Raw genomic sequence first — 12172 nt, forward strand, 5'->3', positions numbered from 1 at the left:
TCAATATTTTCGAATAATATTGACAGCTCGAACTTCTATGGATAATATTTACTTAAAATTTAACAGATTGGTTGGTGCTCATGATTATATTGGATAATAGCATTCGAACAAAAAGCAAGGCTTATTCAATATCTAAACTGATTACGATCAACACGCTCGGTCCTGAAGGGACAAGCAGTGAGTACGCAGCAAAAAACTTCATCACCAATTTTACCCTTCTCCAAGGGGTGAACAGCAAATTATCACTGCATGATACATTTGAATCGTGCATTGAAAAAACGCTTCAAAGTCCGCTGGAATACACAATTGTGCCTCACGCGTATGACGGCATTAAGCACTTCTACATGAGACCGGATCTGCAGCTTCTGCAAATTTTCAGGTGCGACACCCCGATGTACGGCCTGGCTGTCCGGCCCGGTTTTGAATATACAGATGACATGCTTGAACAGGCTGTCATCGTATCCCACCCGTCTCCTATCAATTTGATTAAGTATTTTACCCGTAAAGATGTTACGTTTGATCTGGTGAACTCGACGAGCGCAGCCGCGAAAAGAGTGAAGGACGGTTTGTCCGACATCGCGCTGACAAATGAGCTGGCCAGACAAAAGTACGGCCTTCACTTTGTCAAAACATTTAAAAGCATTCCCATGAGCTGGTCATTATTCGGAAAAGGAGAGATTCATGATGAAAACTGAACAAGATTTGCAGGAACTTTATTTCCCGACGCCTAAATTAATAGAATGGGATAACGGAGTAAGACAATATTCGTCTGTCAGAGGGGATACGGAAGTTCTGCTTTCTTACGTTCCGCCGCATACAAACGTGGAACCGCATCAGCATAAGGAAGTCCAAATCGGCCTTGTCGTTTCCGGCGAGCTGTCCATGACTGTCGGAGATGTCACAAGAAAGATGACAGCGCTGGAATCAGCCTATATCGCGCCTCCTAACGTGCCTCACGGCGCAAGAAATGAGACGGATCAAGAAGTGATCGCCATTGATATCAAACGCCTGAAAGCCGGTGAAACCTACACAAGCCCCGAGGACTATTTTTTGAATATTTTTAAAACGAGAGACTTATTGCCTGGGATGGAAGTCACGTTCTTCGTGGAAGACTGGGTGGAAATCATGCTTGCCAACATTCCGGGCAACGGGGGAGAAATGCCATTCCATAAACACCGCAATGAACAGATCGGCATCTGCATCGGCGGCGGCTATGATATGACCATTGAAGGCTGCAAAGTGGATATGACATTCGGCACAGCTTATTTCTGTGATCCGAGAGAAGATCACGGCGCCATCAACAGATTTGAAAAAGATTCAAAATCAGTCAATATCTTTTTCCCTCCGCGCTATAACAGAGCAAAAGCGAAAAAATTAGAGGCGAAAGAGGCATGAACCTGACGGATAAAACCATCCTCATCACAGGGGGCGCATCAGGTATCGGTTATGCCGCGGTTCAGGCGTTTCTGAATCAGCAGGCGAATGTGGTCGTCGCGGATATTGATGAGGCGCAGGGAGAAGCGATGATCCGGAAAGAAAACAATGACAGGCTGCATTTTGTCCGGACGGATATTACAGATGAACCGGCATGTCAAAACGCCATCCGGTCAGCGGCGGACAAGTTCGGCGGATTGGACGTGTTAATCAATAACGCCGGCATCGAAATTGTCGCGCCGATTCATGAGATGGAGCTGAGCGATTGGAACAAGGTGCTCAACGTCAATCTGACGGGCATGTTTCTTATGAGCAAGCACGCGCTCAAGTATATGCTCAAAAGCGGCAAGGGCAATATCATTAACACGTGCTCCGTCGGAGGAGTCGTTGCATGGCCCGACATTCCCGCATATAACGCCTCTAAAGGCGGCGTATTGCAGCTGACGCGTTCGATGGCCGTCGATTACGCCAAACACAACATCCGCGTCAATTGCGTGTGCCCGGGAATCATTGACACACCTTTGAATGAAAAGTCGTTCCTTGAAAACAACGAAGGCACGCTTGAAGAAATCAAAAAAGAAAAAGCGAAAGTCAATCCGCTGCTGAGACTCGGCAAGCCTGAAGAAATAGCGAACGTCATGCTGTTTCTCGCGTCGGATTTATCAAGCTATATGACCGGAAGCGCGATCACCGCAGACGGTGGATACACCGCACAATAGAGAAGGAGTGTTTACATATGGAGAGAAAAACAGTATTGGTTATCGCTGACCTTGGGGGATGCCCGCCGCATATGTTTTACAAAAGCGCAGCTGAAAAATACAACCTCGTCAGCTTTATTCCGAGACCTTTTGCAATTACAGCCTCTCATGCAGCTTTGATTGAAAAATACTCGGTCGCGGTCATTAAAGATAAAGACTATTTTAAGAGTCTGGCTGATTTTGAGCATCCCGATTCGATTTACTGGGCTCATGAAGATCATGACAAACCTGAGGAAGAAGTAGTCGAAGAAATCATCAAGGTGGCCGGCATGTTCGCGGTTGACGCCATTACGACCAATAATGAACTGTTTATCGCTCCGATGGCAAAAGCGTGTGAACGTCTCGGCCTGCGGGGAGCGGGCGTACAGGCCGCTGAAAATGCCAGAGATAAAAACAAAATGAGAGCCGCCTTCAACCGGGCCGGCGTCAAATCCATCAAAAACAAACGGGTGACGACGCTGGAAGATTTCCGCGCCGCGCTTCAGGAAATCGGAACGCCGCTCATTCTGAAGCCTACATATCTGGCGAGCTCCATCGGCGTGACGCTCATTAAAGAGATGGAAACGGCCGAAGCCGAATTTAACAGAGTCAATGAATACCTGAAGTCGATCAACGTACCGAAAGCGGTCACGTTTGAAGCGCCGTTTATCGCGGAAGAATTTTTGCAGGGCGAGTATGACGACTGGTACGAAACAAGCGGTTATTCCGACTATATCAGCATAGAAGGCATCATGGCCGACGGAGAATACTTCCCTGTCGCGATTCATGATAAAACACCGCAAATCGGATTCACGGAGACATCACATATTACGCCGTCCATCCTGGATGATGACGCGAAGCGGAAAATCGTCGAAGCAGCCAAAAAGGCGAATGAAGGACTCGGCCTCGAAAACTGCGCAACACATACAGAGATTAAATTAATGAAAAACCGGGAAGCCGGACTGATTGAATCAGCGGCACGATTTGCGGGCTGGAACATGATTCCGAATATTAAAAAGGTCTTCGGCGTCGATATGGCGCAGCTGTTATTGGATGTTCTCTGTTTCGGAAAAGAAGCCGATCTGCCGAAAGGATTATTGGAGCAGGAGCCATGCTATGTCGCCGACTGCCACTTGTATCCTCAGCATTTTAAAGAGAACGGCCAGTTGCCTGAGACGGCTGTCGATTTCGTCATTGAAAGCATTGACATTCCCGACGGCGTCTTAAAGGGAGACACCGAAATCGTTTCTTTCTCAGCGGCCGAAGCGGGTACATCCGTGGATCTGCGGCTGTTCGAAGCGTTCAACAGCATTGCGGCGTTTGAGCTGAAAGGAAGCAATTCGGGTGACGTGGCCGAATCAATCAAACAAATTCAGCAGCAGGCGAAGCTGACTGCAAAGTATGCGTTACCGATATGAAACAGCTGAAACCGAACTCTAAGTATTTGCTTTTCGGGCAGGCGCTTTCGTTTATGGGAGACTATTGCGTTCTCCCGGCTCTGCTCATTTTGTCTACATACTATCACGACTACTGGGTGACGTCCGGCGTCATCGCGGTCCGCAGTATTCCGATGGTGTTTCAGCCGTTTTTAGGCGTGCTCGTGGACCGGCTCGACAGGGTGAAAATCATGCTGTGGACGGATGTGATCAGAGGTGTCATCTTTTTGGGGCTGACATTTCTCCCGAAAGGCGAATATCCGCTGCTTTTTCTGGCGCTGCTGTTTGTTTCTTACGGAAGCGGCGTGTTTTTTAACCCCGCACGTCTCGCGGTCATGTCGTCTTTAGAAGCGGATATTAAAAATATCAACACTTTGTTTGCAAAAGCCACGACGATTTCGATTATTGTCGGCGCTGCAGCCGGCGGACTTTTTCTGTTGGGCGGTTCTGTGGAGCTTGCCGTCGCGTTTAACGGGGTGACCTATCTTGTCTCCGCGTTTTTCATCAGCCGCATTAAGCTTCAATACGTGCCGATTCAGTCAGAAAACGTGAGAGAAGCTTTTCAGTCGTTTAAAGAAGGCCTGAAGGAAATCAAAACAAATGCTTTTGTGTTAAACGCCATGTTCACGATGATTACGATGGCGCTTTTGTGGGGTGTCGTCTACAGCTATTTCCCGATTGTCAGCCGCTTTTTAGGCGACGGGGAAATCGGCAATTTCATCCTGACGTTCTGTATCGGCTTCGGCGGCTTTATCGGCGCCGCTCTTGTCAGCAAATGGGGCTTTAACAACAATAAAGGGCTGATGTATTTTACAGTGTTATCGATCGTCTCGCTTGCGCTGTTTTTGTTTACCCCGATTTTCGCCGTGTCAGTCATTGCCGCCATTCTTTTCTTTATCGCAATGGAATACGGTGAAGTGCTGGCAAAGGTCAAAGTTCAGGAGAACGCGGCGAACCAGATTCAGGGCCGGATCTTTTCGGTGGCGGAGGCGTCCATCGGATTGTGCATCGCCGTCGGTTCAATGCTGATCAACATTGTAGACGCGGCAGTCATCATGGCGTTTATCGTCCTTTTGGTCAGCGGGCTGTTTCTGCATACAAAACTGGTCAATAAATCCTTTTCAGAACGGAATAACGAATCAGAGCAAATTCATTTATAAGGAGCCTTTCAGATGGAAATCATACCGTCCGACGTCATCAAGACACTTCCGAAACAGGAATTTTCGCTCGTTTTTCAAAAGGTAAAAGAGATGGAGAAAACGGGAGCCCAGATTATTAACCTCGGGCAGGGGAATCCCGATCTCCCCACACCGCCGCATATCGTTGAAACATTGCGGGAGGCTGCGCTGAATCCTTCGTATCACGGATACGGCCCGTTCAGAGGCTATCCGTTTCTGAAAGAAGCCATCGCGGAATTTTATGAGAGAGAGTACGGGGTATCGGTCAATCCGGAGACAGAAGTCGCGCTGTTCGGCGGAGGGAAAGCTGGTTTGTACGTTTTGACGCAATGCCTGTTGAATCCCGGCGATATCGCCTTAGTCCCGAACCCCGGCTACCCTGAGTATTTATCGGGCATTACAATGGCCAGAGCGGAGCTGCATGAGATGCCGCTTCATCCGGAAAACGGCTATTTTCCGGATTTTGAGCGGATTGATCCCGCCGTCCTGAAAAAAGCCAAGCTGATGTTTTTGAATTACCCGAATAACCCGACGGGCGCGACTGCGGATCAGGCGTTTTATGAAAAAGCGGCAGCGTTTGCAAAAAAACATGACATCCACCTTATTCACGATTTTGCATACGGCGCGTTCGAATTTGATCAGAATCCGGCCAGCTTTCTTCAGGCGAAAGAAGCGAAAACGATCGGCGCGGAGCTTTATTCATTTTCGAAAACCTTCAATATGGCAGGTTGGAGAATGGCATTTGCCGTGGGGAATGAGAAAATCATTCAGGCGGTCAATGAGTTTCAGGATCACGTCTTCGTCGGCATGTTCGGCGGTCTTCAGCAGGCGGCAGCGGCAGCGCTGTCAGGAAATCCTGAGCATACCGAGCGTCTGAAGCGCACATATAAAGAACGGATTGACTTTTTCACGGCGTTATGTGAAAAGGAATTAGGCTGGAGCATTGAAAAACCGAAGGGGACTTTTTATGTCTGGGCTGAAATTCCGAATGAATTCGAGTCTTCACACCAGTTTTCGGACTATCTGCTGGAGCATGCCCATGTTGTCGTGACGCCCGGCGAGATTTTCGGCAGCGGCGGAAAGCGTTATGTCAGGATATCAATGGTGGCCAAACAGGGTGATTTAAGGGAATTCGTGATGCGGATTCAAAAGCTCGGTTTGTCCTTTCCTTCATTACAAGAAACATCCCGCTGAGAGCGGGATGTTTTTATTATATGCTTTTCATGCTGCCGCCGTCGGCTGACACTTGCTGTCCGGTAATATAGGAGGCTTCTTCAGAGGCAAGAAAGGCAGCCAGCGCCGCGGTTTCTTCCGCAGTTCCGACACGCTTCATCGGGACGCCTGATGCAATCCGTTCTTCCGCTTCCGCTTTAGAAATGCCGTTTTGCTTCATGACATTCTTCACGAATTGGTGATAACGGTCTGTGGCGATAAATCCGGGATTCAGACAGTTGACAGTAATGTGAAAAGGCGCAAGCTGAATGGCGATGTTTTTGCTGGCATTAATTAAAGCGGCGTTCATCATGCTGTTGGTAAACATATTGGCGCCGGGTTCTTTCCATAGGTTTCCGACGATATTAATGATTCTGCCGAATTCGTGCTGTTTCATGATTGCTGCGGCCGTTTTCATAGAGTCGATATAGGCGATCGTTTTATTCGTAAAGGTATTTGTCATATCCTCTATATCACAGTTTTCAAAGGTATCCGGCGAGCCGCCCGGAATGTTGTTGATCAATACATCAAGCCGTCCGCATTGTGATCTGATCTCTTCAAAAATGCCGGCTCTTGTCTTCTGGTCCGACATATCCCCGGCGAGAACGGTGACGCCCGCATCCGGATGTTTGGCGAGGATCTCTTCTTTTACCGATTCGATATTTTCGGGAACTCGTGAATTAATGACGGTATGAAAGCCATTGTCCGCCAGTTTCAGAGCGATCGCTTTGCCGATCCCCTGACTGGCTCCCATAATAAACGCGGTTCGTTTTGACAACTGTCTGCACCCCTTTACCAAAATGGAATCTCCTTTACATCGTAAAAAAAAATGATAAAAATAGCAAATTTTATTTAAATTCTGATAAATAAAAAAAACCCGCCGGACAGGCGGGTGGGTGTTACACGTGCAAAAACTTCGGAAGCGTGTCGAGAGATAAGCGGTTTCCGACAAAAAATGAACCGAATTCGCCGTAGCGCGCGCTGACTTCATCAAAGCGCATTTCGTAAACAAGTTTTTTGAACTGAAGCACATCATCGCTGAAGAGCGTGACGCCCCATTCGTAATCGTCAAAACCGACAGATCCCGTGATAATCTGTTTGACTTTGCCGGCATAGCTCCGTCCGATCAAGCCGTGGCTTCTCATCAGGTTTCTGCGTTCATCCATAGAAAGCATGTACCAGTTGTCATTGCCGCTTCTTCTTTTATCCATCGGATAGAAGCAGACGTATTTCGCTTCAGGCAGCTCAGGATACAGGCGGGCGCGGACATGCGGATTTTCATACGGATCGCCTTCTCCGCTTGCGAGGTAGTTGCTCAGCTCAACCACGGACACGTAAGAATAAGCCGGGATTGTAAATTCAGCAAGCTTTGATTTATTAAATTCAAGCTCGATTTCGTTCAGCTCTTCCATTGTCGGGCGAAGAATCATCAGCATAAAATCAGCTTTCTGTCCGACGATGCTGTAGATGGTTTGCGAGCCTTTGCCTTCTTTTTGGGCGACGCCCCATTTTTCAAGCAGTCCCGTAAATTCGTGTATAATCGACAGGCGCTCATCGCTGGATAACTGCTTCCATGACGTCCAGTCCATTGTGCGGAAATCGTGAAGCGCATACCAGCCGTCAAGCGTTTGTGCGGCCTCGTTCGTTTTTTGCTGCTCACTCATTTATCTTCACTCCTATATCTTTTCATTGATGCCTTCACTATATCACAGTTTAACCGTTTCGGCTGTGGAGAAACCTTGAATAATCCCACCCCTTGTATCAGAAACTAAGCCGTAAACTGCCCGTCAGTTAAATTAGTTAGAAAAATAAGATTTCTTATTGAAAGCGCTATAATAGAAGTTGGTTATTTGAATTTAGCTGGAAGAAGAGTATGCTGTAAAAGTAAGCGTTTTTCGTCAACATAGAGGAGGGTATATTGTGGCAGATTTATTTACAAAAGTACAAGAAAAAGTAGCAGGAAAAGATGTGAAAATCGTATTTCCTGAGGGATTGGATGAACGTATCCTGGCTGCGGTCAACAATTTGGCGGGCAACAAGGTATTAAAGCCGATCGTAGTCGGCAATAAAGAAGACATTCAAGCAAAAGCGAAAGAATTAAATCTTACACTTGACGGCGTTGACATTATTGACCCGCATACATATGAAGGCATGGAAGAACTCGTTCAGGCTTTCGTAGAACGCCGCAAAGGCAAAGCGACGGAAGAACAGGCCCGCAAAGCTTTGTTAGACGAGAACTATTTCGGCACGATGCTTGTGTACAAAGGTCTCGCGGACGGACTTGTCAGCGGAGCTGCACATTCTACTGCCGATACGGTGCGCCCTGCACTGCAAATCATCAAAACAAAAGAAGGCGTGAAAAAAACATCAGGCGTCTTCATCATGGCCCGCGGTGACGAGCAATATGTGTTCGCTGATTGCGCGATCAACATTGCCCCTGACAGCCAGGACCTTGCTGAAATCGCCATTGAAAGCGCCAATACGGCTCAAATGTTTGATATTGACCCGCGCGTTGCCATGCTCAGCTTCTCTACAAAAGGATCGGCAAAATCTGATGAGACGGAAAAAGTGGCAGAAGCGGTGAAAATCGCGAAGGAAAAAGCGCCTGAGCTTACGCTTGACGGCGAATTTCAATTTGACGCTGCATTTGTGCCGTCTGTTGCGGAGAAGAAAGCGCCGGCCTCCGACATTAAAGGAGACGCGAATGTATTTGTATTCCCAAGCCTTGAAGCAGGAAACATCGGCTACAAAATCGCTCAGCGTTTAGGCGGCTTTGAAGCGGTCGGACCGATTCTGCAAGGATTAAATATGCCTGTAAACGATCTTTCCAGAGGATGTAATGCGGAAGACGTCTACAATCTTGCGTTAATTACGGCTGCTCAAGCGCTGTAATCCGGAAAAAGCCGGCCTTTTAAGAAGGCCGGCTTTTTTTATAGAAAGAAAGCTACTGCGGCCCAGCCGAACAGCGATAAACAGAGAGAGCCGATCAAGCCAGCCGCGAGCGCCCGCCAGCCATTATGACGAAACGCCGATATATGAACGTTCAAACCGAGACCCGCCATTGCCATGCCGATTAAAACATAGGACACTTGAACAAGAAACGCGGAATGCGCGGCGGAAATGATGCCTGATGTGTGGATGGCGCTCATTCCGAGAAATCCGAAGATAAACCAAGGGATCGGCAGTGAAGCAGCAGAGACCGTCTCTGATTTCCCGCCGCGGCGCGCCCGCATTCCAAGCATGAATGCGGCCGGGACGAGCAGCACGACCCGCGTCAGCTTGACGACCACCGCCATCTCGACGGCTGCTTTTCCTCCGGCGCTTCCGGCCGCCGCCGCATGCGCCACCTCATGAAGCGTTGCCCCGCAAAAGGCGCCGTAAGCAGCAGGAGAAAAGCCCAATACATGATAAGAAAGAGAATATACAACTGTAAAAACGGTTCCTAATAATGAAACGGCGGCTGCACTGATGGCTGTCGCATTTTCGTTTGACCTGATCTGCGGCGCGATCGCGGCAATGGCAGCCGCCCCGCAGATCGCAGTGCCGCAGGCTGTTAACATGCTGAGTGTCTGATCAATGCGGAACAGCCGGGACAGTCCGTATACGACGGCACTCGCAACCATCATACAGCAGATGGCAATTGCAAATACGTGCCAGCCGGCATGATAGATATCCGTCAGGTTCAGTCTCATGCCAAGCAGGATAATACCGGCTTTCAGCAAGTATTTGCTTGAGAATCCAATCCCCGGCTCCAATGCCGCCTGCTGTCCGAAAACGGCGCGCCAGACCATTCCGATCAGCATCGCGAGGACAAGCATTCCGAGCAAATTTAAAAACGGCAGACGGCTGGCATAGAAAGCCGCAAACGCAATTCCTGCGGTAACTGAAACACCCTTTACCATCTTCATCTCCGTCACTTCCCGTTAGGTTGATAACTCCACTTTACTGCGGTCTTAATCATTAGTAAAATATATTTATATGATCTAAACAATTAGGAAAAATAATGATAAGGGGCGATGCTTTTTGTATTATGGGGAACTGAAAACATTCATTGCCGTCGTCGAAGAAAAAAACTTTACAAAAGCGGCGCAGAAGCTGATGATTTCTCAGCCGAGCGTCAGCCTTCACATTAAAAATCTGGAGAAAGAATTCCAAACCGCCTTGCTGAACCGCTCCCCGAAGCACTTTACGACTACGCCGACGGGGGACATTCTCTATCAGCGCGCCAAGCAAATGGTCTTCTTGTACGAGCAGGCGAAAACCGAAATTTACGCCCATCATCATTATGTCAAAGGGAAGCTCAAAATCGCCGCGAGCTTTACCATCGGCGAATATATTCTGCCGCCGCTTCTTGCAAAGCTTCATGACGAGTATCCCGAACTGAACCTTGACGTCATGATCGGGAACACGGAGGAGGTCAGCGAAGCGGTTCGGATGCTTCAAGCCGATATCGGATTAATAGAAGGACATACGGGGAAAAACGAGCTCGACATTCAGCCGTTCATGGAGGATGAATTATGCATTGCCGCTCCGAATGGGCACCCGCTCGCCGGCAGAAAAAACATCCCGGTGACCGACTTGCAAAATCAAGCGTGGGTGACGAGGGAGAAGGGTTCGGGGACGAGGGAATATTTGGACCATGTCCTGCATTCAAACGGACTGCGGCCGAAATCCATGATGTCGATCAGCAGCAACCAGGGCGTCAAGGAAGCTGTGATCAGCGGAATGGGTCTTTCCGTTCTGTCAAAAAGCGTACTGCAAAAGGATCTGCTTCACGGCAGCATTTCCGTGCTTCAGATTAAAGGATTTTCCTTAAAACGGAAACTGTCTATCATTCAATCTTCCATTATGGAGAACACAAAAAACAAAGAAATCTTCATCGCTCTTTTGAAAAGTCAATTTCAATCATCTTAAGCGGAATGATATAATAAATGCATGGAAAGCCTATGACGAAAGGGATTTAATATAGATGGGAAAGCAACCGATTGATTTATTGATGCAGCCGAGCTGGAGAATCATTGACCAATCCAGCCTCGGTCCTTATTTTGATGCGAAGCAGTCATTCGCAATGGATGATACGCTGTGCGCCTCCGTAGGCAAAGGGGAATCGCCTGCGACAGCACGCTCTTGGGTGCACCACCGGACGATCGTGCTCGGCATTCAGGACACACGCCTGCCGTTTTTAGAGGACGGCGTGAAATTGCTGGAGGACGAAGGCTATCGTGTGATTGTCCGCAATTCAGGAGGCCTCGCGGTCGTTCTCGATGAAGGCGTATTGAATATCTCGCTTATTTTTGAAGACGAGAAAAAAGGCATCGACATCGACAGAGGCTACGAGGCGATGACGGAGCTTGTGCGGCGGATGCTGCGTTCGTACAATGCTGAAATTGAAGCATATGAAATTAAAGGATCGTACTGTCCGGGCAGCTATGATCTCAGCATCGGCGGGCGGAAATTCGCGGGAATCTCACAAAGGCGCCTGCGGGGCGGAACCGCAGTTCAGATTTACCTCTGCGCTGATAAAAGCGGAAGCGAACGCGCCGATCTGATCAGACGTTTCTATCAAGCCGCTTTAAAAGACAAAAGCAATGACACAAAAGGCGTGTACCCCGACATCCGGCCTGAAACGATGGCTTCCTTAAGCGAATTGCTGCAAACGGACATTACCGTGCAGGACTTAATGCTGTCGCTTTTAACCGAACTGAAGGAACGCAGCGGCCGCCTGTATGCAGCCGGATTATCGCCGGAAGAAGAAATGGTATTTGAAAAAAATCTGACCCGAATGCTGGAACGGAATGAGAAGGTGTTCGGTACGCAGGAAAGCTTGGACTAGGTCCGGGCTTTTTTATTTTTAGTAATTATATACTAATTAGTTACAGTGAAAAAAGAATCGTTATTCTAAAACTAGTTTACAATTTATCCCTTATTTGATTAATATATTGTTGTAGGTTCCAAATAATTCTATAAACTAGAGGAGATGGAGATATGAATTTTAAAAAAATAAAAGAGGAAAAAAGAATCACGATCCCGACACATTTGTTAGCCGGAGATGCTGAGCAATCAGGCAATAGCTTTGCTTGGAGCGGCTGGGTGCTTGTAGTACCGAGCCAAGAAGACAATCAAAACCCGAATTTGAATTTAAATGATTTAGCCGTTCAGAATTAGATTCACCCGT

The 12172-nt window shown here is 48.0% G+C and carries 13 protein-coding genes; 10 read left to right on the plus strand and 3 right to left on the minus strand.

From position 1 onward, the window contains the following. Nucleotides 1-80: 80 nt before the first annotated feature. The 6 genes from AUL54_RS12220 to AUL54_RS12245 are packed head-to-tail and all read left to right on the plus strand — an operon-like array spanning nucleotide 81 to nucleotide 5979. On the plus strand, nucleotides 81-695 hold the full coding sequence (locus AUL54_RS12220; protein ID WP_060964000.1) for a prephenate decarboxylase: 615 nt from the start codon (nucleotides 81-83) through the stop codon (nucleotides 693-695). Continuing rightward, entirely contained in the window at nucleotides 685-1395 is a 711-nt protein-coding gene (locus AUL54_RS12225) for a 3-((4R)-4-hydroxycyclohexa-1,5-dien-1-yl)-2-oxopropanoate isomerase (RefSeq protein ID WP_060964001.1), read from the plus strand. Before AUL54_RS12220 ends, AUL54_RS12225 begins: the two co-directional genes overlap by 11 nt. After that, nucleotides 1392-2153 (plus strand): dihydroanticapsin 7-dehydrogenase, encoded by a 762-nt coding sequence (gene bacC / locus AUL54_RS12230; protein WP_060964002.1) that lies wholly within the window; start codon nucleotides 1392-1394, stop codon nucleotides 2151-2153. Before AUL54_RS12225 ends, bacC begins: the two co-directional genes overlap by 4 nt. A 17-nt stretch (nucleotides 2154-2170) precedes the next feature. Beyond that, complete coding sequence (locus AUL54_RS12235) at nucleotides 2171-3589, plus strand: alanine--anticapsin ligase (protein WP_060964003.1); 1419 nt, start codon at nucleotides 2171-2173, stop codon at nucleotides 3587-3589. After that, nucleotides 3586-4767, plus strand: a complete 1182-nt coding sequence (locus AUL54_RS12240) for a bacilysin exporter BacE (protein ID WP_007407671.1) — start codon at nucleotides 3586-3588, stop codon at nucleotides 4765-4767. Before AUL54_RS12235 ends, AUL54_RS12240 begins: the two co-directional genes overlap by 4 nt. Nucleotides 4768-4779: 12 nt before the next feature. Then, nucleotides 4780-5979, plus strand: a complete 1200-nt coding sequence (locus AUL54_RS12245; RefSeq protein WP_060964004.1) for a transaminase BacF — start codon at nucleotides 4780-4782, stop codon at nucleotides 5977-5979. 16 nt (nucleotides 5980-5995) lie between these two features. Here AUL54_RS12245 and AUL54_RS12250 read toward each other — a convergent pair whose 3' ends face one another. Together AUL54_RS12250 and hemQ are read right to left on the minus strand one after the other, a co-directional pair. Next, nucleotides 5996-6775, minus strand: coding sequence for an NADPH-dependent reductase BacG (locus AUL54_RS12250; protein WP_007407669.1), 780 nt, complete (start codon nucleotides 6773-6775; stop codon nucleotides 5996-5998). 121 nt (nucleotides 6776-6896) lie between these two features. Continuing rightward, nucleotides 6897-7661 carry a hydrogen peroxide-dependent heme synthase gene (gene hemQ / locus AUL54_RS12255; protein WP_016937570.1) on the minus strand — a complete coding sequence of 255 codons (765 nt, stop codon included), beginning with the start codon at nucleotides 7659-7661 and terminating at the stop codon, nucleotides 6897-6899. A gap of 256 nt (nucleotides 7662-7917) precedes the next feature. On the opposite strand from hemQ, the gene pta reads away from it, so the two are divergent. After that, complete coding sequence (gene pta / locus AUL54_RS12260; RefSeq protein ID WP_060964005.1) at nucleotides 7918-8889, plus strand: phosphate acetyltransferase; 972 nt, start codon at nucleotides 7918-7920, stop codon at nucleotides 8887-8889. A gap of 38 nt (nucleotides 8890-8927) precedes the next feature. On the opposite strand, the gene AUL54_RS12265 is transcribed toward pta, so the two are convergent. Continuing rightward, nucleotides 8928-9905 (minus strand): YeiH family protein, encoded by a 978-nt coding sequence (locus tag AUL54_RS12265; RefSeq protein ID WP_060964006.1) that lies wholly within the window; start codon nucleotides 9903-9905, stop codon nucleotides 8928-8930. Nucleotides 9906-10020: 115 nt separating this feature from the next. Here AUL54_RS12265 and AUL54_RS12270 point away from each other — a divergent pair, with 115 nt between their 5' ends. The 3 genes from AUL54_RS12270 (at nucleotide 10021) to AUL54_RS12280 (ending at nucleotide 12162) form a co-directional block, all read left to right on the plus strand. Beyond that, a complete protein-coding gene (locus AUL54_RS12270; protein ID WP_060964007.1) occupies nucleotides 10021-10911 on the plus strand; it encodes a cysJI operon transcriptional regulator CysL in 891 nt (296 codons plus the stop codon). A 55-nt stretch (nucleotides 10912-10966) separates the two neighbouring features. Then, a complete protein-coding gene (locus tag AUL54_RS12275) occupies nucleotides 10967-11830 on the plus strand; it encodes an octanoyl-[GcvH]:protein N-octanoyltransferase (protein WP_045926605.1) in 864 nt (287 codons plus the stop codon). 152 nt (nucleotides 11831-11982) lie between these two features. Next, nucleotides 11983-12162 (plus strand): hypothetical protein, encoded by a 180-nt coding sequence (locus tag AUL54_RS12280; RefSeq protein ID WP_060964008.1) that lies wholly within the window; start codon nucleotides 11983-11985, stop codon nucleotides 12160-12162. Nucleotides 12163-12172: the final 10 nt, after the last annotated feature.

This window comes from Bacillus sp. SDLI1 (genome assembly GCF_001553895.1).
GTDB classification, from domain to species: Bacteria; Bacillota; Bacilli; order Bacillales; family Bacillaceae; genus Bacillus; species Bacillus siamensis.

Excerpts from the sequence above, each read along its gene's own strand:
- AUL54_RS12220 (WP_060964000.1), top strand. The coding sequence starts at position 81 with ATGATTATATTGGATAATAGCATTCGAACAAAAAGCAAGGCTTATTCA.
- AUL54_RS12225 (WP_060964001.1), top strand. The coding sequence starts at position 685 with ATGAAAACTGAACAAGATTTGCAGGAACTTTATTTCCCGACGCCTAAA.
- bacC (WP_060964002.1), top strand. The coding sequence starts at position 1,392 with ATGAACCTGACGGATAAAACCATCCTCATCACAGGGGGCGCATCAGGT.
- AUL54_RS12235 (WP_060964003.1), top strand. The coding sequence starts at position 2,171 with ATGGAGAGAAAAACAGTATTGGTTATCGCTGACCTTGGGGGATGCCCG.
- AUL54_RS12240 (WP_007407671.1), top strand. The coding sequence starts at position 3,586 with ATGAAACAGCTGAAACCGAACTCTAAGTATTTGCTTTTCGGGCAGGCG.
- AUL54_RS12245 (WP_060964004.1), top strand. The coding sequence starts at position 4,780 with ATGGAAATCATACCGTCCGACGTCATCAAGACACTTCCGAAACAGGAA.
- hemQ (WP_016937570.1), bottom strand. The coding sequence starts at position 7,661 with ATGAGTGAGCAGCAAAAAACGAACGAGGCCGCACAAACGCTTGACGGC.
- AUL54_RS12265 (WP_060964006.1), bottom strand. The coding sequence starts at position 9,905 with ATGAAGATGGTAAAGGGTGTTTCAGTTACCGCAGGAATTGCGTTTGCG.
- AUL54_RS12275 (WP_045926605.1), top strand. The coding sequence starts at position 10,967 with ATGGGAAAGCAACCGATTGATTTATTGATGCAGCCGAGCTGGAGAATC.
- AUL54_RS12280 (WP_060964008.1), top strand. The coding sequence starts at position 11,983 with ATGAATTTTAAAAAAATAAAAGAGGAAAAAAGAATCACGATCCCGACA.